Raw genomic sequence first — 19039 nt, 5'->3', positions numbered from 1 at the left:
CTCACCTTTACCAGGCTTTGAATTCCAGCCCTTCAATCTGCTCGATTAGGATGCTTTCCTGCAGGCTGTCAACCAGTGAAATGCATTCGTTAAGGTTTGTATTTTTGGTGAGCGAACCTTTTTGATCATGCATGGGGATATCGACACAGATCGATCCGTCATCTTCAACCATGAACTGCAGCATAACGTTGTTTTCATCAATGATGCCGATAAAGTTATCCGGCTCCTGTAGCAACGAATTCATTTGGCCGATGATGTTATCCAGGCTTTCAGAAACCGCTTCATCCGAGCGGATATGTTTATCGGTGGAATAATCGGTGTAATAAAATTTATATGTCATTCTGTATGCTCTAACGCTCTCAGCCACGATGTGAATTCAGGCTGCTTACAATGTTCTCTAGTAGGTTTAAAACCTGGTCACTAGAAACTAGCGACCAGACGTTGGCCTCTATAATCCCTTCAACTTGTCTTCCAACAGTTCCAGACGATCCTGCCCCCAGAACTGTTCAACGTCTAGCAGGTAAGATGGCGCGCCTAACACGCCCTGATCTATCGCATCCTGGGTGTTTTGTTCATAAACACTCTGAACCTCGGCAGATTCAGCCTGTTTCATGAGCCCGGCACTATCCAGCCCCAGCGAATCGAGAATCCCCTGGATAACATTGGAATCAGCAATATCCTGCTCTTCTGCCCAGCATGCCGCCAGGACCCTGCCAAGAAATGCGCCAGCGTCCTGACCTGTACTTTGTAATGTGATAATGCAACGATCAGCAAGGCTTGGGTCTACCGGGAAATAGGCGGGATGCAGTGTAAGAGGAAGATTACGCTTTCGGCCCCAGCGTTCCAGTTCAACCAAGCGATAAGCTTGACGAGGTTTAGGACGATCTTTGAGTGCCACCGCGCCTGAATTGGCAAAAACCTGAGAGATAATAAACGGCTTGTAGCTGATCTCAGCTTGAGCTTGCTTAGCCAATTCTAAGAAACGCGTATGGCCTAAATAGGTAAACGGCGAGAGACTGGTAAAGTAGTAATCGATGCTCTGTTTCATCCTAAACTCCCTTAAGAACTAACTCTGGTGCATATGGACACAAAAGAGTTAGAGCTTAAAGGATTATTACGACAAAGCCTATCAACGACGCCAGGCGCATTTTTAACTACTGGTCGCCAGATTCTGTCGGCCCGCCCAGGGCTTCTCATTAACCGGAAGATGAATCAGTGCAGAGAAGGCTCCCACGCCGATACCAACCCACCATACCAGTGTGTAGTTGCCATATAGATCATACATAGATCCGCCCAACCAGACTCCCAGGAAACCACCCAGTTGGTGCGAGAAGAACACTAAACCGTATAAGGTTCCCATATAGCGCAGGCCATAGATCTGGCCAATAAGTCCCGCGGTCAAAGGTACGGTTGCCAACCACAGCGCCCCCATCAAAATGGAAAACAGCACCACTGATCCAGGAGTAATCGGATTGAGTATAAACGCCCCGGCCACGAGAGTACGAAGCATGTAGATAGCCGCAAGCAGGTATTTACGGGAGTAACGGTTTCCCAACCAGCCCGCCAGAATCGTACCACCGATATTCGATACCCCGATCAAAGCGATAGCGACCGCCCCCAGGGCGGAGGTAGAAGAGATGCCCAACGACTGGATAATGCTTCCCGGGGCAACGGCACTGCACATCTCAGTGATAAAGGCGGGAAAGTGCGCCGTAATGAAAGCGAGCTGGTAACCACAAGAAAAGAAACCGACAAAGATAAAGGTGAAAGTTGGATCCTGCACCGCTTTAAACACGACACGCCCCAGACCTTCATCTTTTGCATCTGTCTTTTCCGGGGCTGGCACGCGCATAAAAAACAGCGCGAAAAGAGATAGCAGTATTAAGCCGGCAAAGACCACAAATACGGACTGCCACGCCAGATCCTGAAGCAGGAACTGGGCTAGAGGCGGCCCGACGATCTGGCCTGCCGAACCTGCTGCCGTGGCAATCCCCAACGCCAGTGAACGATGTTTATCCGATGCTGCCCGTCCAACAACCGCAAGGATGACACCAAATCCGGTACCCGCGATTCCAAAGCCCACCAGAATTTCAAGCAGCTGATGCTGCCCTGGTGTGATCGCATAAGATGATAAGACTAAACCCGCAGCATAGGTAATTGCCCCGGCAATAATCGCTTTTCTATCCCCATACTTTTCGGCAAAAGCGCCGAAGATAGGTTGCCCTATACCCCAGAATAGATTCTGCACGGCAATAGCAAAGGAAAAGTCAGCCCGTAGCCAGTTAAACTCCTCTGCGATAGGAATCTGAAAAATACCAAACGAAGACCTGATAGCAAAGCTGATCAGAATGATGATGCAGCCCGCTATAAGGACGGGGTTGAATAATTTCTTGCTTGGCTGCGTTTGCGATATCGTCGTCATAATGCGGCTTTCATGTGTTAATTTTGACTGTATTTTTAGCGATTATCCTACTGGTGACAAACGATTAATTGCCCCATAATGAAATAGTTTTTCTATTTTATAGATACGTAAGCATAACGATGCATAAAACTATCCCACCCCTTCGCGCCCTGGTGGCATTTGAAGCTTCAGTTCGCCATGGCAGTTTCAAGCAAGCTGCTGTTGAACTGAATATTACACCGGGGGCGGTCTCTCAGCAGGTAATCAAACTCGAATCCTGGTTAGGCTACCCTCTGTTTATCCGCCAGGTACGTAAACTGAAAGTCACTGAACAGGGTATGAGTTATTTTAGTCTGATTGCGCCCGCTTTGGAGCAGATCAGTGCTGCCAGCAAAACTTACCGCCAGCAACAGGAGAACAGGGTCGCTATCTCTCTGACTCAGGCCTTAGCTTCAAAATGGTTAGGGCCTCGTCTGGCTGACTTCGTCAGTAAACACCCCGATATTGAGGTGCACATTAACGCATCCAACAGCCCGGTAGATTTTTATACGGATCAGATCGATCTGGCGATCCGCCATTTCAATGGTATCGACCCACAGTTGGAAATCCAGCTTGCGTTTGAGGATGAGATGCGGCTCTTTTGCAGCCCGGATTATCAGCGCCAGCACAAGCTTTTCAGCATGGACACATTGCTGCATACAACCCTTATAGTCACGACACTTCAGCCCTTTTGGGAACAATGGCTGGATCGCTTCACAACCATAAATGCTGAACAACGGAACCGTATCAGCAGATTGCACTTTGACCAGGCGCTACTCTCAATCGATGCTGCCAGGCGTGGTCAGGGGGTGGTTCTGACTAACGCCCTTCTGGTTCAGGAGGAACTGAAGCATGGGGAGTTGATTGAACCCTTCGCAAATAGCTTACCGCTAGAGAAACACTACTACCTGGTGCATCCGAAACAGCAACCGCTTAATACTGCAGCCTGCACCTTTAAAGCCTGGCTACTTGAACAGTTCAGCGCCTAGCCACTAGATTCTAACGACTTGATGAAAGGCTTCTCACCTTCCTTGAGCAATATTGTTCAAAAACTCAGGCATTAATCTTCAATACCTGCGCCGCCCTGCTGATTAATATTTCTATAAGTCAAACAGGAGCCGGAGAACGCTGATGTTTAAAAAAATCATGTCTATTTTGCTGGTTAGTTGTTCCTTAGCCGTTTCCGCTAACGCAAGCAACAATAAGGGTATCGCGATGAAGAAGATTGAACTGAAAACACAGGTAGGCGCATTGGCAGCTGATCTTTATCTGCCTGACGGGATCGACAATCCGCCTGTAGTGATCGTTACAGGTGCCTGGACAACGGTAAAAGAGCAGATGCCAGCTGTGTATGCCAAAGCTTTAGCTGCCCAAGGCTATGCTGCGCTCACATTTGATTTTCGCGGTTGGGGTCAATCACAAGATTCCGCTCGCTTTCTTGAAGACCCAGCACGCAAAACTGAAGACATTCAGGCTGTTATCCGAGCGATCCCCCAGCTAGCAGATGTTGATTCCAGTCGCATTGCTGGCGTAGGTGTCTGTGCATCGTCAGGCTACATGCTGGATGCTGCGTTGAATAACGAGCAGATTCAATCAGTAGCGGTTGTAGCACCCTGGTTGCATGATAAACCCATGGCGACCGCTATCTATGGCGGAGAAGAGAGCGTCGAGGGGCTTTTACAGTCGGCCCACCAGGCTGCAGATAACGCTGATCTGGTTTATATCGAAGCGGCGAGTTTAACGAATGAAAACGCGCTGATGTATCAGGCGCCTTATTACACTGAGACAGACCGTGGTCTTATTCCCGAGTATGACAACAAATTCAATGTGGCATCATGGGATGGCTGGCTGAACTACGATGCTCAACTAAGCGCGACAAAACAAGACAAGCCTGTATTAATGGTTGCCTCTGAAGCGATGGCGCTACCCGCAGGTGCTCACCAGTACTTAGAAAGTGCGAGCGATAATGTCAGCGCAGTTTGGTTTGAAGGGATCTCACAGTTTGATTTCTATGATCAACCTGAAGCGGTTAACCAAGCAGTAACAGCCATTGTTAAGCACTTCGAAGCGAGCCTGTAAGGGAGATTGGTAATGAAACGATTCCTTATCATTTGCTTTCTGGGAGTAATTTCTATGGCTGGGCAGGCTTCAACCATAACAAAAGATGAAGCGATAATTCGCAGTAATCTATACAGTTTCTCGGCTTTAGCTGATCAAGGCGCCTTTGAGTATCTTGGCCGCCTATTCGCCCCCAAACTGACAGTAGATTATAGCGCTCTGTTTGGTGGAGCTCCTGAATCGGTAGCCCGCGAAACCCTGATGAAAAACTGGGCAAACTTCCTGCCCGGTTTTGATACCACCTTCCATGAAGCCGGTCAGATTCGACTATCCATTAACGGAGATCAGGCTGATGCGGCAATGGACTTTACCGCAAGCCACTGGCTGGGAGAACAAGGCTTCTGGCAAGTAGCGGGCACCTATCAATTTACCCTGGAAAAAGCGGCTGACAACTGGGAAATTACCAGCGTGAAGCTGACTAACCCAACTGAAATGGGTAGCCGGGAAATACTCGGGCAAGCACCACTAAAAGCGGCAGAAAACCTTAAGCAACGCCATCACAATAAGGTTAACTTCGAGTAATCTGCATTTATCCAGCAACAGGGCCAGGAATAAATCTGGCCCTGTTTTAGTAACCTGCATAGGGCTTAAATTGGATCTGTGACAACAGATAGACCGACTATTGTTCAATAATGTAGAGTGCAAGTATTCGATTAGCGATAGAGAGTAATCAAGATGAAGTCGCGGCTTAAGTTTGTCGACCATTCTTCAGGTCAGCCTTCAGATTGTGGGCAGGTTCTTGAAATTGAACTCTCCAGCCAAGAGCTTAACTGGCAAGGTGTTGTGCTGGAAAAAGGCACCTCCCCTCACTTCTATCCAACCCATGTAAGCACCCCCTACTTCTACTTTGCGCTTGGTCTGGAAGAGGAACTGCATTGGGAAGCGGAAACAGCAGAAGGGATGGCACCACTCCACACTATTCCTGGAGAGATCTGGATAAACCCACCTGATACACCTTTTACCCACAAGATTGATGAACCTTGTTATTTTGTCATCCTGGCGATTGAGAAAGATATATTTCTTAACCACTGCCCGTTGCAAACAGATGGCAAAGAAATCAGCTTCCTAAAAAACTACAACGTTCAGGATAATGTTCTAAAAAGCATTATCGATCTGTTTTTAATCGAGGTAGAAAACAAAGGGCAAAACGGGCCAGAGTATCTGAAAAATCTGATCTCAATGCTGTCAGTTCATTATCTTAATAACTACTCTGACTTTAGTGATCAAGAAAAACAGTTACCCCCGCCATCACGCTTCAGCGAGCACGATCTTGCCCGGATCAATCAATTGATTAATGACAGAATTGATCAACAGATAAGCGTTGAAGAGATGGCCGATGCTCTGAACTGCAGCAAATATTACTTTCTCAGGGAATTTAAAAAGCTAACTGGGGAAACACCCTATCAACATCTGTTGAACATCCGTCTTGACCGGGCCAAAGACGCATTATTGAATGACAGACAAAACCTCCAGAGTATCGCTCTGGATCTGGGATTTAGTGATCAGGCTCACTTCACTCGGGCCTTTAAGAAAAAGTTTGGTGTGACACCCGGTAAGTACAAAACGGCATAACCGGTTTATTCACCAAGCTCCAACAACTATCGAGGCTGCGTTTCCGCTCTAAGATCGAGCAATTTCCCAACCGTGTGGTTCCAGTTGGCAGCACAATCGGGACCACAGCGGTTGGCCCAACGAGGTAAAATAACCTCCCTGGCTACCCGTGTCCGAACCTCCAGATCCTGTCTTGATGGCGTGACTAGGGTCATATTACCAACTTCGCCCATTTCACAGGGGCCCTTAGCGAGGCATGCAAGCGCCATCGCATCCTCTTTCGCTATCTCATTCCACATCTTTTCACTAAGAGCAGCCAGTTCAGATTGCAGGAGCGCTTTCTGCTCGCTGGTTAATAAATTCCATTTATTTAAATTCATGGCGCCAAAGGCAAGCCCCCACCCTACTCGGAGGGTGTAACCATAATCAGCGACCTTATAAAGCTCTCCCGTGTAAGCGGACATTGTGCCTGTAATTGCACAATCAAAGATCCCTTTCTCCAATGCTTTTGGCACATCATTAAATGAGGCGCTTACCGGAATAGCGCCGACCCCTTCGACAAAATCGCCCAGGGTTGAGAGAAATACCCGGATGCGTTTTCCTTTGAGATCAGTGATAGAGCGAATCTCTTTATTGCACCAGATCATCTGACTATGAAAGGGATAAAGCATCATCAGTTTGGCATTGTACTTCTCCGCAAATGCCAACTCTAAAGTGGGGAAATAAGCTTCAGCGACCTTCTTCTGAACATCAATATTTTGTACCAAAGAGGAAAGATCAGCCCCTTCGAAAATCTCACTTTCAGGTACAACATAGCCTGGCAGCCCAAATGCAAAATCAAAGACACCATTTTTAACCAAACGCATAATTTCGTAGCCCTGTAAGCCGAGTTGCGTATGGGGTTTTATCTCTCCGACAATCTCGCCCTTGGACACTTTGGCAATATGTTCATTCCAAAAAGGGCCTTCATGTTCCTGATAGTTAGTAAAGTACTCCCAGGTACCCACCGCTTTGATAATACGGGTTTCACTTGCCTGCACTTGTATAGTTAAAAGCGAGAGCAGCAGAGCGAGGCAGAAAGAGACAAGGGAGTTACTGAAGCTTTTCATAATCACCGGATTTAGTAGATATCTGATCTCAGGGTAGCGAACATCAGCCAAACTGACCAGATGCGATAAAAAACCGTTATAAGGTTTTTCAGATGGCCCTTTTCAATTTAAGCTAATATTACGCGCAGTTTTAATCAGGCAGCCTTTATATATGAATCGCAGTCAAATGCTCGGGATCAGGGGAAGGTTTTTCTTTGCTTTTGGAGCACTGAGTACGCTAACCCTGCTTGCCAGCATTATCAGTTGGGTCTCCTACAACCGTTTAGGCAATGAGCTTAACCAGATTGTTGAGGGGAATATTCAAACCTTAAGCCTAATGGCAGGTCTTAAGGAACAGAGTACCCGAATTACTCTGTTAGGCCCGACCCTGCTGGCAGCAGAACACGAAGAAAAGCGCCTGAACATCTGGGAAGATCTTGATTTCAATATCACCACCATGTCTGATCTGCTGCCAGAAATCTCAGAGAGCACCCGAAACCAACATGTAGAACGGGCGCTATCGGATCAGATAAAACGGCTGAACAGTTCCCTTTCAGAACTGGATGCCAATGTTCAGGGTAAATTTCTTCTCCAGAAACAAAAATACGCAGAAAACCAGCACCTTCGCTGGGTTGCCTCAAGTTTCCTAAGTGAAATTGACTCACTGACCGAGCAGGCAGAAAGGCACCTTTATAATTACTACAATCAGGATCTGCCTGATTCCTGGATTGTGATCAACAATTACGGCCAGGAAGCTGCAAATTCAATTAATGCCAACCTGCAACGCTTGTACCGCATTAAAGCCGATGTAAATCTGCTGATTAATTTGGTTGACCGTGCCCAGCATCTGCCCGATCTGAATTCCCTGATCGCGACGCGTACCCACTCAAATGTCATCACCGAACGTATTAAGCTTGAGGTGGATTCACTGGAGAATATGGTCGGGATTCAGGCACTGAAGCAAACGATTATTAATGTTGTATCTCTCACTCGGGGTGATAACACGATTTTCCAGATCCGCAGCCGTGAACGCGCCAATAACAATCAGGGCCAGGAACTCCTGGGCCAGTTACAAAACGAGCTGAACAACCTGAATGACTTGATTGCCATTCAGGCGGCAAAAGCTGAAGGTGCCGCTAAAAGCTCGGCTAAAAGCGCTGAAGAGACTATTCAGAAAAGTCAGAACTGGATGCTAATCACCGTGGTGGCCAGTTTAGTATTTTCCATTTTGGTGGTTTGGCTTTATGTAGGCCGATACATGGTAGCTCGTATTACCAGCCTGGATAATAGTATGCGAGCCATTGCAGGGGGTAACCTTAACGAACAAGTTCAACTAAAAGGCAATGATGAGATCACCACCATGGCGCGCTCCCTGATCAGTTTCCGTGATCAGCTGTCTACGCTTCAGGAAGAGTTAGTACAAGCCGGTAAGTATGGTGCCATGGGGCAGCTATCGGCCGGTATCGCCCATGAGATTAACCAGCCCCTTTCCGCTATAGGTCACTACTCTCACAACGGGGTACGATTACTAAACGCAGGGCGCATAGAAGATACAGAGAAGAATCTGCGCCAGATATCCAATCTCACCAAGCGGGCATCGACGATCATCACCCGTTTAAAAGAGCTTGCGCGTAATCAACCTGTCAACCTAATCGCCGTTGACCTTAGAAAAGTGATCGATAACGCCCTGAATATGCTTGAGGGCGATGAGGTCAGAAAGCAAACTCAGATTGAACAGTATTTTGAAGAAGCTGAGGCAGAGGTGCTCGCAGACCCTGTCCAACTTGAGCAAGTAGTTTTGAACCTGCTGACTAACGCACTGGATGCGATCCATAGCCAGGAAGAGAAAAAGGTCACAATACGTTGTAAAAAAATCTCCAGCGGATTTGAGATAAAGGTCAGCGATAACGGTCCAGGCATTACCCCAGAGCTTCAGGAGCAAATCTTTGACCCCTTCTTTACGACGAAACGCAGAGGACAGAGTCTGGGGTTAGGACTGGCGATTTCATTTAATATCATCAACAATTTTGGTGGCAAGCTAAGCGTGAATAACAACACGGAAGGCGGTGCTTGCTTCACTATCCAATTGCAAGAACAGCGGAGTACCTCCTGATGAGTTCAGCCATGAAAAATGGCCAGGTTATCGTTATTGACGATGAAGAGATCGTACGTGAATCTATGATCCAGACGCTTGATCTAGAAGGCTATAACGCCGTCGCATTTGAGGACCCAAGCTGCGCAATCAGCCACTGCTCTATCAATTGGCAGGGGGTTATTATTTGCGATGTCCGCATGGACCTTATGCATGGCTTAGATGTACTGGAAAAAATCCTGGAGATTGACCCGGAAATACCGGTAATCATGTTTAGTGGGCACTCTGACATCGCCGTCGCTATTAAAGCGATTCGTCAGGGCGCTTACGATTTCCTTGAAAAGAACGATGATCCGCAGAACCATCTTAATACCGTTGAACGCGCCTGGAAAAAACGCGAGCTGGTATTGGAAAATCGCCGTTTGCGTAAAGCGATTGATGGTCAGGGTGAAATCACCCGACGCTTAGTCGGTCAGTCTGATGTGGTCACCAAGTTACGCGATACTGTGCTTCAGCTTGCTCAGGTTGATGTAGACCTGATCATTAACGGTGAAACCGGTACGGGTAAAGAAGTCGTCGCAAAGTGCCTGCATGATTTCAGCCCGCGTAAAGACAAACCTTTCGTCGCACTGAACTGCGGCGCAGTGACGGAATCCGTGATCGAAAGTGAGCTGTTTGGCCATGAGGCCGGGTCTTTTACCGGTGCCAGCAAAAAGCGAATCGGTAAAATTGAATATGCCAGTGGCGGCACCCTGTTTCTCGATGAGATTGAAAGTATGCCCGCCTCTCTTCAGGTCCGCTTGCTTCGTGTTCTTCAAGAACGCGTTCTACAGCGTTTGGGGGGTAATTCTGATATCCCGATTGATATTCGTGTTATTGCCGCATCAAAAATGGATCTGCGCATAGCTTCCGATGAAGGGTCTTTCAGAGAAGACCTATATTACCGCCTGAACGTCGGCAGCCTGGATCTGCCCAGCCTCGACCAACGCAAAGAAGATATTCCTCTGCTATTCAGCTTTTTTGTAGATCAGGCTAATCAACGTTTCAAGCGTGAGGAAAAACCGATTCCTGAGCTGCTGTTACAACAGCTCAGCATGCAAAGCTGGCCTGGTAATGTTCGCGAACTGCGTAATGTGGCCGAGCGATGGGCGCTGGGTTTACCACTAACAAACCGCTTAGAACTACCCGAAGTGAAGTCTGAAGGTAACCTGGATGAAATTGTTGCCTGCTATGAGCGAGAGGTAATTCTGACCGCCCTTAAGGCTCACAATGGTCAGATCGAACAGACCGCTCAGTCACTGGGCATTCCGAGAAAGAAGCTCTATCTGAGAATGAAAAAATACGATCTGGATAAGAAAGATTTCATCTAAACACCACATGTGTCAAAACTGACTCAGGCGATAAAATAAGCCTGAGTCAAATCCATCCCAAATAGCTAAGCCCTGAACATTCCCACAACACAAAATAAATTCTAACCAATTGTTTTTAAAGATTTTATCAAAATAAATTCAGAACTGGCCCTCTCCTTGCAATCTCTATTTCAACCAATGCCAACGGTATTGTTTCCGAAAAAAAGACTTGGAGAATAATAATGAATAGTTTCACCAACAAAGCTGCCATTGTGCTGGCATCTGCTCTGACACTTGGCGCTTCAGCCGTTACTTCAGCTGGTGCCCGCTGGGATATGCCGACCCCATACGGTGACGGTACTCACCAAACCCAAGTAGCACGCAGTTTTGCAGAAGAGATCAATGCAAAAGCTGACGGTAAGCTAACGGTTAACATTCACTCTGGCGGTTCTCTGATCAAGCATCCTGAAATTCACCGTGCCGTTAAAACTCGTCAGGTTCCAATCGGCGAAGTATTTATTGGCCGTCTGGGTAACCTGAACCCTATCTACAAGCTGGACAACATTCCGTTCCTGGCAACAGATTTTGATAGTGCTGAGAAACTGTACAAAGCATCTAAGCCTGAAATTCAGAAAGCCCTGGCTAAAGAAAACCTGATGCTTCTTTACACTTCACCATGGCCTGCTCAGGACCTTTACACAAATAAAGAAGTAAACAGCTTGAGCGATCTGCGCGGATCAAAAATGCGTTCTTATAGCCCTACCACTTCGCGTCTGGCTGACCTAATGGGTACGACACCTGTGAATATCCCATTTAGTGACGTTGCTCAGGCATTCACTACTAATGCGGTTGACGCAATGATCACGTCTCCAAGCACCGGTGTAAACGGTCAGAGCTGGGACTACATCTCGCACTTCACCACCGTGCATGCGTGGATTCCAAAAAACATGGTTTTCGCAAACAAGCGCGTATTTGACCGTCTGGACAAAGAGACTCAGCAGGTGATCCTGACTGCTGCGGCAAATGCTGAGAAAAAAGGCTGGGAGATGGGCCGTAAACTAGCCGTTGAGCACACTGATGCTCTGGCTAAAAACGGCATGAAAGTGGTTGAACCTAGCAAACAGCTGATCGGTGAGCTGGAAGCTATCGGCGCGACAATGATTGACGAATGGGAAGCTGAAGCTGGCGAGTCTGGCAAAGCAGTACTGGAAGCATATCAGGCACTTTAATCCCAATCTCTAGCGAGTAAGGCCATAGGGCCTTACTCACTGGGTGCGCACCATTAATTATAAAAACGATAAGCCCGACTCCCTCGGATACTCATTCCGGCATAACAAAATAGGGATGTTGGAGTCAGGTCAGGCAATCGGGTGACACTAAAATGCATACAATCAAACGTTACTTTTATTTATCTTCGGCGATCCTGTCCGGAAGCTGCCTGGTCATTATGACTTTGCTGATTCTGGCACAGATAGCCGCACGTTTTTTCGGCGTTATCATTCCCTCTTCAGAAGATTTCGCAGGCTGGCTACTCTCAGCAACAATCTTCTTTGGTCTGGCTTATACCTTCCATACAGACAGTCATATTCGCGTGACCATTTTGCTATCCCGGTTGCGCAACCGAACCAAACAGATCGTTGAATTTTTCAATCTGACCGCAGGTATCCTGATTACTGGCTACCTGGCTTATTACACCTCATATACCGCTTACGAGTCGTACATCTACGAAGACGTCTCAGATACCTATCTCGCTGTTCCATTATGGATCGTACAAATCCCTATGGCTTTAGGTTCTGTATTTCTAGCGATCTCGGTTGTGGATAGTTTCATTCAAGCGCTTAAGGGTGAAGCGCATGAAGAAGTTAAATCTCAAGAAGAACTGCTGAGCAGTATGGAGTAAATCATGGATATCACATTAATCGGTTTTATCTTAGTGGTTGCCATGCTGCTAATGCTTACCAGTGGCATCTGGGTGGCACTAACACTGACTGGCATCTCTATCATTGGTCTACAACTGATCGGCAACGACAGTATCGGTCTATTGCTGGGTACCTCCTCCTGGAGTGCTGTAACTGGCTGGTCACTCACGGCACTTCCCCTGTTTATCTGGATGGGAGAGATCTTATTTAGGACTCGGTTATCCCAGGATCTGTTTGAAGGCTTATCACCTATTCTTTCCAGATTCCCAGGTAAACTGCTACACGTAAATATTCTTAGCTGCGGTATTTTTGCAGCGGTGTCCGGTTCGTCTGCTGCAACCGCAGCTACTATTGGCCGTATGACCCTGCCTGAGCTTTCCCGTCGTGGTTATAGCGATACGATGGCTATTGGTACCCTGGCGGGTTCTGGCACCCTGGGCTTGTTGATTCCACCCTCCATTATCCTGATCGTGTATGGTGTTTCTGCAGAAGTTTCCATAGCTCGATTGTTCTTGGCGGGTGTGGTACCTGGTCTGCTTCTGATCTGCCTGTTTATGCTGTTCACCGCAGTGTGGACGATCCTTCAGGGCCGTAAAGGTCAAACAGCAGATACAGAAACCTTCACCTTCGGCCAAAAGATTCAGGCACTGAAAAAACTAATCCCGATTGTTCTGTTGATCGGTGCAGTACTGGGCTCGATTTATCAAGGCATCGCGACGCCTACGGAGGCAGCAGCTTTTGGAGTGGCAGGTTCATTTATCCTTTCTGCAGTACTGGGTAGTTTCTCGATCCAGGGCTTTATAGACAGCGTTGCAGGTGCGGTTAAAAACTCCTGCATGCTAGGCCTTATCCTTGTGGGGGCTCACTTTCTGACGCTGGCAATGGGCTTTATTGGCATCCCTAACGAACTAGCGACCTGGATCTCCACTTTAGGCCTGTCGCCATTTGAGCTCATCCTGTATCTCACTGTTTTCTTTGTCGTGCTGGGCTGCTTTCTGGATGGAATATCGGTGATTGTTCTAACAACCTCTGTTGTTCTACCTATGGTCACTCAGGCCAATATTGACCTGCTGTGGTTTGGTATCTTTCTGGTACTGGTAGTAGAGATGTCGCAGATCACACCACCCGTAGGCTTCAACCTGTTTGTTATTCAGGCTTTGACAGGGAAAAACATTCTCTATGTTGCTAAAGCAGCACTACCTTTCTTCTTTATGATCGCCGTGGCCATTGTTCTGATTACGGTATATCCATCTATCGTTCTCTACTTGCCGACGATGATGACTTCATAAAGAAGCGCTTGGCTTTACATGGCTGAGCACAGATTTGATTGCGGAATTGGGACGCTATCAATACACAAGCTGACATAGCTTGTTTCCACTTTGCCCCTCTCTAGAGGGGCTTTTTTTGCTTACGAAATAAAAAAAGGCCCGGCATACGCCAGACCTTTCCTTGAACCTAACTAGCGTTTTTAATCAACAAACTGCTCTAGCTGACGCTTAAGTTCCGCTACCTCATTTTCAAGTTCGGCAACCCGCCTTTCCAGCTCGCTACTGTGACTCCCCATATCTTCAACGGATTCCATCACACTATGGGAAAGATCAAATTCCCCGCTAAACAGATGCGCATAACGAGACTCGCGCTTCCCTGCTTCACGAGGAAGTCGTACAACCAGTGCTCCCGACTCACGCTCAGCTAAACTACTAAGTGTTTTCTCAACTTCGTGAACATCTGAAAATTCACACAATCGATTAGTACGGCTACGTAACTCCCCTGGTGTTTGCGGGCCACGCAGTAACAATACACAGATTACGCCTAACTCCTGCTCCGATAGCTGAAGGTCACTAAACTCAGTGTTACAGAAACGGTGTTTGTACTTTACGACCCGACTACCGAAGCCACTTTCTTCACGAATCAGACGCTTTTCACGTAACTGATCCAACAGGTTTTGCACGTCTGTTTCTGCCAGAGAGAGCACCGGTTCGCGATTACTTTTCTGGTTACAAGCAACGGTCAGGCCGTTAAGAGAGAGGGGGTATTGGTCTGGGGTTGTTTTCTCTTTTTCTAATAAGCAGCCAATGACCCGGGCTTGCTCAAGAGTTAGATTCATATCCACAACTATCTTCCTTCTTCTAAAGGGATATACCTTTACCATAGCAGGCTGGCATTCAATTCCTAGCTCTTTTTGAACAAAGCATAAATAATCTTAAAATTCATAAAGTTGCAACATATCAACAAAGGTTAATTGCCGCGGATCAATATCTGAATAAACACTCAGATCTATACTCCAGATGCTTATCAAGACGGAGGGATGATCATGAAAGGTCAAAAGCTATGGCTAGAATCAGATATTCATGGATCACTCCACCTACATTGGCGCTGTAGCGCTGATTGCTGCGGTAAAGAGATCGAACTACCAATTAGGGATGACAATGAAGCGCTGTTTCTGCTATGTAATTGCGGTAATAAGCTCATGCTCAATGATGAAGATATTCATCTACTGATTGCTGCTTACCGGCTTGGATCCGACTACCTCTTCGATTCAACAAACTTCTCTTCCGGATGCCGTTAAACATAGATTGGGCATACTGTTATTTATCCTCGACAAAGCCCTGTTGGTCTATCTCCTTCTGAAGGGACTCCAACTGATCCAGAATCAGAATAAATTTTTTCCCGAAGTCAGTCACTGAATACTCAACCCTCAGGGGCACCTCATTAAAAGTATGTTTTTGCAAAATACCAAATTCCATATTTCTTCTGAGGCACTCATTGAGCACTTTTGTGCTTAATCCCTCAACAGAACGCACCATCTCCCCTGGCCTGTTTATTCCATTTTCTAATAGCTGGTATACCGTCAACGACCATTTACAACCGACTATGGTCTCGACCATACGCGAAGCCTGTTCAGAGGCAGATTTTCTTTGAAATTTTTTCTCTTTAGTTTTCATTAACATGTACCAAAAAGTACCTACCTAACCAATTAGTACTTACTTTTCATAAAGTTAGTACAACCATACATTGACTCTGTATTCAATAAACACTTTATAGGAGTCAGATTATGAATAGTAGAAAAAAAGCATTAATCATCGGTGGTTCAAGCGGCATGGGGTTGGCAATTGCTGTCAGACTTATCAGGCAAGGCGTAGATGTTTGTATCCTCGGTCGCTCAGAAACCAAACTGCAATCTGCACAATCAATACTCGAATCATACAATAATGGAGCTATCACAACGGCGGTGGTTGATCTGTACCAAAAGGATAGCTATAAGGCTTTTATCGAATCAATTAGTGCAAGTGAGACACCTATTCATTACTTAGTTAATGCCGCAGGCTACTTCTCCCCTAAACTCTTTATTGAGCATAGCGATAAGGATTACGATGCTTACATGGATCTAAATAAAGCAACCTACTTTATTACTCAGGCCGTGGTTAAAAATATGATTAAACAGGGTGGCGGTTCTATCGTTAACATAGGCTCGATGTGGGCAAAACAAGCGATTAAGGCCACACCCTCTAGCGCATACTCAATGGCTAAAGCAGGACTTCACTCGTTAACTCAGCATTTAGCCATGGAATTAGCCGATCATAACATTCGGGTTAATGCGGTGAGCCCTGCGGTCGTTAAGACCCCCATTTACGAGTCATTTATCCCAGCCGAAGATCTGGATTCAGCGTTGGAAAGTTTTGACAGTTTCCATCCTATCGGGCGAATTGGCAGCAGTGAAGATATTGCTGCTACCATTGAGTTTCTATTAAGCGATCAATCCAACTGGGTAACAGGTGCCGTTTGGGATGTTGACGGTGGGGTAATGGCAGGAAGGAATTAGAACATGTTAAATATGGACTTCAAGCAACGCGTCGTTATTAATATTAACGAGCAACCCTGGCAAAAAAGCCCTGCCCCTGGCGTGTGGCGGAAGCCACTTGCCCGCGAAGATAAAGAATCCGGACACGCCACCAGTATTGTTCGCTATGAAGCCGGCTCAAAGTTTGCACCCCATCCCCATCCGAATGGTGAAGAGATCCTGGTTCTTGAAGGTGTTTTCTCCGATGAGACAGGCGACTATCCGGCAGGTAGCTATTTAAGAAACCCGCCCGGAAGTACCCATGCTCCATTTAGCAAAGAGGGGTGTGTCATTTTGGTAAAACTGGAGCAGTTTTCCCCCGGAGACAGTCAAGAGGTTAAGTTCGACACGAACACTGCCACCTGGCTTCCTGGTCAGGGGAATCTTCAGGTAATGCCACTTCATGATTTTCAGGGGGAACACACGGCACTGGTCAAGTGGCCGGCAGGAGAGCGCTTTCAGCCGCATAAACATTTTGGTGGCGAGGAGATACTGGTCCTGACAGGCACCTTCAAGGATGAGTTCGGTGAGTATCCCGCACTCAGTTGGTTACGAAGCCCACATATGAGTCAGCACTTTCCCTATACCGATGAAGAGACGGTTATCTGGGTTAAGGTAGGCCACCTGCCCATCGCCTGATAACGATCGAAAAAATCGACTCAAACAGGATTTATGAGGCTGATGAACTGTCTGAATGATTTGAGCTTGCGCACCTGACACTACCATAGACACAATAAACACAACATTCACCTGGAGGCGTTTCTATCATTTTATGACACGCCTCACACTCATATTCCAATTGACAGAATTGCGTAGTTATCTCTTCAAGCATCTGAAAGCCACAATGGGGGCAGGTCAAGACTGACTCAATATCTGACATCGCACCACCTATAGGTTTAGAAACTATATTCCCTTTTAACTTCTACCACCTGCACAGTATAGGACTGATACCATTTTTCGCGACCCGCTTGTTGCGCTAAGGCGTGTTCAGGATCATTCTTCCAGGCTTGAATAGCTTGTTCATCCGGCCAGTAGGAGATGGCTACTTCCTGTTCTCCTTCCGTTACTGCAATAAAATCGATACATCCGTATTTGCTGAAAGCCAGGTCTCGCATACGACCGACCATTTCAGCATAGCTGGCGTCCTGCTCACCGGCTTTTGCACGAAAAATGACTGCAAACATCCGAACCCTCTACTTCTATAACGATGTTAGGCTTTCTGTCCCATCAGCAACGCGCTGAAGTAGATCATGACTGAACCAGAAAGGCGTTGAACCCAGCGCCCGGCATTGGAATTGCCAGAGCGATGTTTAAGTTTATCGATCATCAGGGTTACCCCGAGAAACCACAGCACAATCAGTACAGCATGAAGCGCTACCAGCACGAATGGCATCGAATACCCTGCTGTGTTGAAATCGACAAATTGTGGAAAGGCCGCCAGATAAAACATCGATACTTTCGGGTTCAATAACTGAGTCAGAAACCCTTCGGTAAAACTTCCCAACAGCCCCTTAGGCAGTTTGCCGTTAAACGAAGGCTTATCTGATTTAGCAGCTTTGGTTTTAAGAAAGGACTGCCAGATTGCTTTTGCACCTATGTAGAAAAGGTATAAAGCGCCTATCAGCTTTACGATAAAAAACAGCTCCGCTGACTGAAGCAAAAGTGCAGATAGGCCAAATATTGAAAACGCGCCATGAAAAAATGTCGCGATGAATAAACCTGAGATGTTGGCAAACGAGGCTTGCCGACCTTGTATTGAAGCTGTCTTAATGATCAGCACTCCATTAGGCCCCGGCGACATAACAAGCAACAGTGCAACGATGGAAAACGTTAGAATCTCTTGCATAACTCCCCTCCTCCTCAGATTGGAGCGCTATTCTAACACAATTGGGTTTGGCTTATTTTTCAGCAAAAAAAACCGGAAACCCTTCGGAATCCGGTTAAGCAATTTGCTTCAATGACAAGAGCCATGTGTTTGAAGAATCTGGGTTCAGACTCTTCGATCAACACCTGCGGAGGCGTAGGTGTTAACACATAAACACGAACATGCAATATCTCTAGTGCGCAGCGAGTTAGCTAGTGAGGGGAGCTGTGTCGCTTGCCGTGTTGGAAACTATATTATACGAATGAGAATGATTTGCAACAATATTTATAATAATTTTTCACTTTTTTAAAAAAAACTTTTCAGACCCAATAAATACGAGGGATTAAGGTAATAAGTAAGGGATATGAAGTGGTTAAAAAGGAGAAAAGCCGGATCAAAAGATCCGGCTTTCTGGGAGAACTGAACAGGTGAGGGTTCAGTTTTGACATCGATGATCGAGGGGAAAATCAATGTCCGCATAAGTTTCCAGTGAGCATTGAAAGTCTTATGCAATCCGGCAATGTGAGTGAGGTCGTTCATTGCCTATCACTTTTGAGCGACATCGATATTAATGCTACTGATAATGATTTGCAACTACATTTATAGAATTTAATGAACTTTTTAAAATTCTATCCCTGCTGAACTACAGGCATTAAAAAGCCGGATCAAAATGATCCGGCTTTGGAGTTTTATACTGAACAGGTGAGGGTCCAGTCGACATTGATAATCGAGGGGAGAATCAATGTCTGCATAAGGATTCAGTGAGCATTGAACTCT

21 protein-coding genes are annotated in these 19039 nt (G+C 46.5%); 12 read left to right on the top strand and 9 right to left on the bottom strand.

Annotated elements, in window-relative coordinates; translation table 11 throughout:
• Window positions 1-7 precede the first annotated feature (7 nt).
• The 3 genes from MED92_RS04075 to MED92_RS04065 all read right to left on the bottom strand — a co-directional run bounded on the left by MED92_RS04075 (window position 8) and on the right by MED92_RS04065 (window position 2422).
• A complete protein-coding gene (locus MED92_RS04075) occupies window positions 8-340 on the bottom strand; it encodes a hypothetical protein (RefSeq protein WP_007020226.1) in 333 nt (110 codons plus the stop codon).
• A 108-nt stretch (window positions 341-448) separates the two neighbouring features.
• Window positions 449-1048: a 2-hydroxychromene-2-carboxylate isomerase gene (locus tag MED92_RS04070; protein ID WP_007020225.1), complete on the bottom strand. Its 600-nt coding sequence runs from the start codon at window positions 1046-1048 to the stop codon at window positions 449-451.
• Between the two features lie 102 nt (window positions 1049-1150).
• Window positions 1151-2422 (bottom strand): MFS transporter, encoded by a 1272-nt coding sequence (locus tag MED92_RS04065; RefSeq protein WP_007020224.1) that lies wholly within the window; start codon window positions 2420-2422, stop codon window positions 1151-1153.
• Window positions 2423-2541: 119 nt separating this feature from the next.
• On the opposite strand from MED92_RS04065, the gene MED92_RS04060 reads away from it, so the two are divergent.
• The 4 genes from MED92_RS04060 (at window position 2542) to MED92_RS04045 (ending at window position 6130) form a co-directional block, all read left to right on the top strand.
• Window positions 2542-3429 carry a LysR substrate-binding domain-containing protein gene (locus tag MED92_RS04060; RefSeq protein WP_007020223.1) on the top strand — a complete coding sequence of 296 codons (888 nt, stop codon included), beginning with the start codon at window positions 2542-2544 and terminating at the stop codon, window positions 3427-3429.
• 142 nt (window positions 3430-3571) lie between these two features.
• Window positions 3572-4519 carry an alpha/beta hydrolase gene (locus MED92_RS04055; protein ID WP_007020222.1) on the top strand — a complete coding sequence of 316 codons (948 nt, stop codon included), beginning with the start codon at window positions 3572-3574 and terminating at the stop codon, window positions 4517-4519.
• Window positions 4520-4531: 12 nt separating this feature from the next.
• Window positions 4532-5080 (top strand): nuclear transport factor 2 family protein, encoded by a 549-nt coding sequence (locus tag MED92_RS04050; protein ID WP_007020221.1) that lies wholly within the window; start codon window positions 4532-4534, stop codon window positions 5078-5080.
• A 153-nt stretch (window positions 5081-5233) separates the two neighbouring features.
• Window positions 5234-6130, top strand: coding sequence for a helix-turn-helix transcriptional regulator (locus MED92_RS04045; protein WP_007020220.1), 897 nt, complete (start codon window positions 5234-5236; stop codon window positions 6128-6130).
• A gap of 26 nt (window positions 6131-6156) precedes the next feature.
• On the opposite strand, the gene MED92_RS04040 is transcribed toward MED92_RS04045, so the two are convergent.
• A complete protein-coding gene (locus MED92_RS04040; protein WP_040662084.1) occupies window positions 6157-7218 on the bottom strand; it encodes a TRAP transporter substrate-binding protein in 1062 nt (353 codons plus the stop codon).
• Between the two features lie 151 nt (window positions 7219-7369).
• Here MED92_RS04040 and MED92_RS04035 point away from each other — a divergent pair, with 151 nt between their 5' ends.
• The 5 genes from MED92_RS04035 (at window position 7370) to MED92_RS04015 (ending at window position 13846) form a co-directional block, all read left to right on the top strand.
• The gene (locus MED92_RS04035) at window positions 7370-9310 is read left to right on the top strand and encodes an ATP-binding protein (RefSeq protein WP_007020218.1); all 1941 of its coding nucleotides are present in this window, start codon (window positions 7370-7372) and stop codon (window positions 9308-9310) included.
• A complete protein-coding gene (locus tag MED92_RS04030) occupies window positions 9310-10659 on the top strand; it encodes a sigma-54-dependent transcriptional regulator (RefSeq protein ID WP_007020217.1) in 1350 nt (449 codons plus the stop codon). Before MED92_RS04035 ends, MED92_RS04030 begins: the two co-directional genes overlap by 1 nt.
• A 221-nt stretch (window positions 10660-10880) precedes the next feature.
• Window positions 10881-11867, top strand: coding sequence for a TRAP transporter substrate-binding protein (locus MED92_RS04025; protein ID WP_007020216.1), 987 nt, complete (start codon window positions 10881-10883; stop codon window positions 11865-11867).
• A gap of 152 nt (window positions 11868-12019) precedes the next feature.
• The gene (locus MED92_RS04020; RefSeq protein ID WP_007020215.1) at window positions 12020-12538 is read left to right on the top strand and encodes a TRAP transporter small permease; all 519 of its coding nucleotides are present in this window, start codon (window positions 12020-12022) and stop codon (window positions 12536-12538) included.
• Between the two features lie 3 nt (window positions 12539-12541).
• Window positions 12542-13846 (top strand): TRAP transporter large permease, encoded by a 1305-nt coding sequence (locus MED92_RS04015; protein WP_007020214.1) that lies wholly within the window; start codon window positions 12542-12544, stop codon window positions 13844-13846.
• 179 nt (window positions 13847-14025) lie between these two features.
• On the opposite strand, the gene MED92_RS04010 is transcribed toward MED92_RS04015, so the two are convergent.
• On the bottom strand, window positions 14026-14670 hold the full coding sequence (locus MED92_RS04010; protein WP_007020213.1) for a YceH family protein: 645 nt from the start codon (window positions 14668-14670) through the stop codon (window positions 14026-14028).
• A gap of 201 nt (window positions 14671-14871) precedes the next feature.
• Here MED92_RS04010 and MED92_RS04005 point away from each other — a divergent pair, with 201 nt between their 5' ends.
• Window positions 14872-15126, top strand: coding sequence for a hypothetical protein (locus MED92_RS04005; RefSeq protein WP_007020212.1), 255 nt, complete (start codon window positions 14872-14874; stop codon window positions 15124-15126).
• 19 nt (window positions 15127-15145) lie between these two features.
• On the opposite strand, the gene MED92_RS04000 is transcribed toward MED92_RS04005, so the two are convergent.
• Window positions 15146-15502, bottom strand: coding sequence for a winged helix-turn-helix transcriptional regulator (locus MED92_RS04000; protein WP_040661533.1), 357 nt, complete (start codon window positions 15500-15502; stop codon window positions 15146-15148).
• Window positions 15503-15612: 110 nt separating this feature from the next.
• Here MED92_RS04000 and MED92_RS03995 point away from each other — a divergent pair, with 110 nt between their 5' ends.
• Both MED92_RS03995 and MED92_RS03990 read left to right on the top strand, forming a co-directional pair.
• On the top strand, window positions 15613-16380 hold the full coding sequence (locus tag MED92_RS03995; RefSeq protein ID WP_007020210.1) for an SDR family NAD(P)-dependent oxidoreductase: 768 nt from the start codon (window positions 15613-15615) through the stop codon (window positions 16378-16380).
• Window positions 16381-16383: 3 nt separating this feature from the next.
• Entirely contained in the window at window positions 16384-17037 is a 654-nt protein-coding gene (locus MED92_RS03990; protein ID WP_007020209.1) for a cupin domain-containing protein, read from the top strand.
• A 31-nt stretch (window positions 17038-17068) separates the two neighbouring features.
• Here the strand turns inward: MED92_RS03990 and MED92_RS19300 are convergent, their stop codons facing one another.
• The 3 genes from MED92_RS19300 to MED92_RS03980 are packed head-to-tail and all read right to left on the bottom strand — an operon-like array spanning window position 17069 to window position 18244.
• Entirely contained in the window at window positions 17069-17278 is a 210-nt protein-coding gene (locus MED92_RS19300; RefSeq protein ID WP_083774894.1) for a GDCCVxC domain-containing (seleno)protein, read from the bottom strand.
• Window positions 17279-17294: 16 nt separating this feature from the next.
• On the bottom strand, window positions 17295-17582 hold the full coding sequence (locus MED92_RS03985; protein WP_007020208.1) for an antibiotic biosynthesis monooxygenase family protein: 288 nt from the start codon (window positions 17580-17582) through the stop codon (window positions 17295-17297).
• A gap of 26 nt (window positions 17583-17608) precedes the next feature.
• Window positions 17609-18244 carry a LysE family translocator gene (locus tag MED92_RS03980; RefSeq protein ID WP_007020207.1) on the bottom strand — a complete coding sequence of 212 codons (636 nt, stop codon included), beginning with the start codon at window positions 18242-18244 and terminating at the stop codon, window positions 17609-17611.
• Between the last annotated feature and the right edge of the window lie 795 nt (window positions 18245-19039).

Origin of the sequence: Neptuniibacter caesariensis, assembly GCF_000153345.1 — a bacterium.
GTDB lineage: Bacteria > Pseudomonadota > Gammaproteobacteria > Pseudomonadales > Balneatricaceae > Neptuniibacter > Neptuniibacter caesariensis.
Note: the sequence above shows the minus strand (reverse complement) of the source record. Positions and strands in the feature narration are given on the sequence as shown.

Excerpts from the sequence above, each read along its gene's own strand:
- MED92_RS04075 (WP_007020226.1), bottom strand. The coding sequence starts at position 340 with ATGACATATAAATTTTATTACACCGATTATTCCACCGATAAACATATC.
- MED92_RS04070 (WP_007020225.1), bottom strand. The coding sequence starts at position 1,048 with ATGAAACAGAGCATCGATTACTACTTTACCAGTCTCTCGCCGTTTACC.
- MED92_RS04065 (WP_007020224.1), bottom strand. The coding sequence starts at position 2,422 with ATGACGACGATATCGCAAACGCAGCCAAGCAAGAAATTATTCAACCCC.
- MED92_RS04060 (WP_007020223.1), top strand. The coding sequence starts at position 2,542 with ATGCATAAAACTATCCCACCCCTTCGCGCCCTGGTGGCATTTGAAGCT.
- MED92_RS04055 (WP_007020222.1), top strand. The coding sequence starts at position 3,572 with ATGTTTAAAAAAATCATGTCTATTTTGCTGGTTAGTTGTTCCTTAGCC.
- MED92_RS04050 (WP_007020221.1), top strand. The coding sequence starts at position 4,532 with ATGAAACGATTCCTTATCATTTGCTTTCTGGGAGTAATTTCTATGGCT.
- MED92_RS04045 (WP_007020220.1), top strand. The coding sequence starts at position 5,234 with ATGAAGTCGCGGCTTAAGTTTGTCGACCATTCTTCAGGTCAGCCTTCA.
- MED92_RS04040 (WP_040662084.1), bottom strand. The coding sequence starts at position 7,218 with ATGAAAAGCTTCAGTAACTCCCTTGTCTCTTTCTGCCTCGCTCTGCTG.
- MED92_RS04035 (WP_007020218.1), top strand. The coding sequence starts at position 7,370 with ATGAATCGCAGTCAAATGCTCGGGATCAGGGGAAGGTTTTTCTTTGCT.
- MED92_RS04030 (WP_007020217.1), top strand. The coding sequence starts at position 9,310 with ATGAGTTCAGCCATGAAAAATGGCCAGGTTATCGTTATTGACGATGAA.
- MED92_RS04025 (WP_007020216.1), top strand. The coding sequence starts at position 10,881 with ATGAATAGTTTCACCAACAAAGCTGCCATTGTGCTGGCATCTGCTCTG.
- MED92_RS04020 (WP_007020215.1), top strand. The coding sequence starts at position 12,020 with ATGCATACAATCAAACGTTACTTTTATTTATCTTCGGCGATCCTGTCC.
- MED92_RS04015 (WP_007020214.1), top strand. The coding sequence starts at position 12,542 with ATGGATATCACATTAATCGGTTTTATCTTAGTGGTTGCCATGCTGCTA.
- MED92_RS04005 (WP_007020212.1), top strand. The coding sequence starts at position 14,872 with ATGAAAGGTCAAAAGCTATGGCTAGAATCAGATATTCATGGATCACTC.
- MED92_RS04000 (WP_040661533.1), bottom strand. The coding sequence starts at position 15,502 with ATGAAAACTAAAGAGAAAAAATTTCAAAGAAAATCTGCCTCTGAACAG.
- MED92_RS03995 (WP_007020210.1), top strand. The coding sequence starts at position 15,613 with ATGAATAGTAGAAAAAAAGCATTAATCATCGGTGGTTCAAGCGGCATG.
- MED92_RS03990 (WP_007020209.1), top strand. The coding sequence starts at position 16,384 with ATGTTAAATATGGACTTCAAGCAACGCGTCGTTATTAATATTAACGAG.
- MED92_RS19300 (WP_083774894.1), bottom strand. The coding sequence starts at position 17,278 with ATGTCAGATATTGAGTCAGTCTTGACCTGCCCCCATTGTGGCTTTCAG.
- MED92_RS03985 (WP_007020208.1), bottom strand. The coding sequence starts at position 17,582 with ATGTTTGCAGTCATTTTTCGTGCAAAAGCCGGTGAGCAGGACGCCAGC.
- MED92_RS03980 (WP_007020207.1), bottom strand. The coding sequence starts at position 18,244 with ATGCAAGAGATTCTAACGTTTTCCATCGTTGCACTGTTGCTTGTTATG.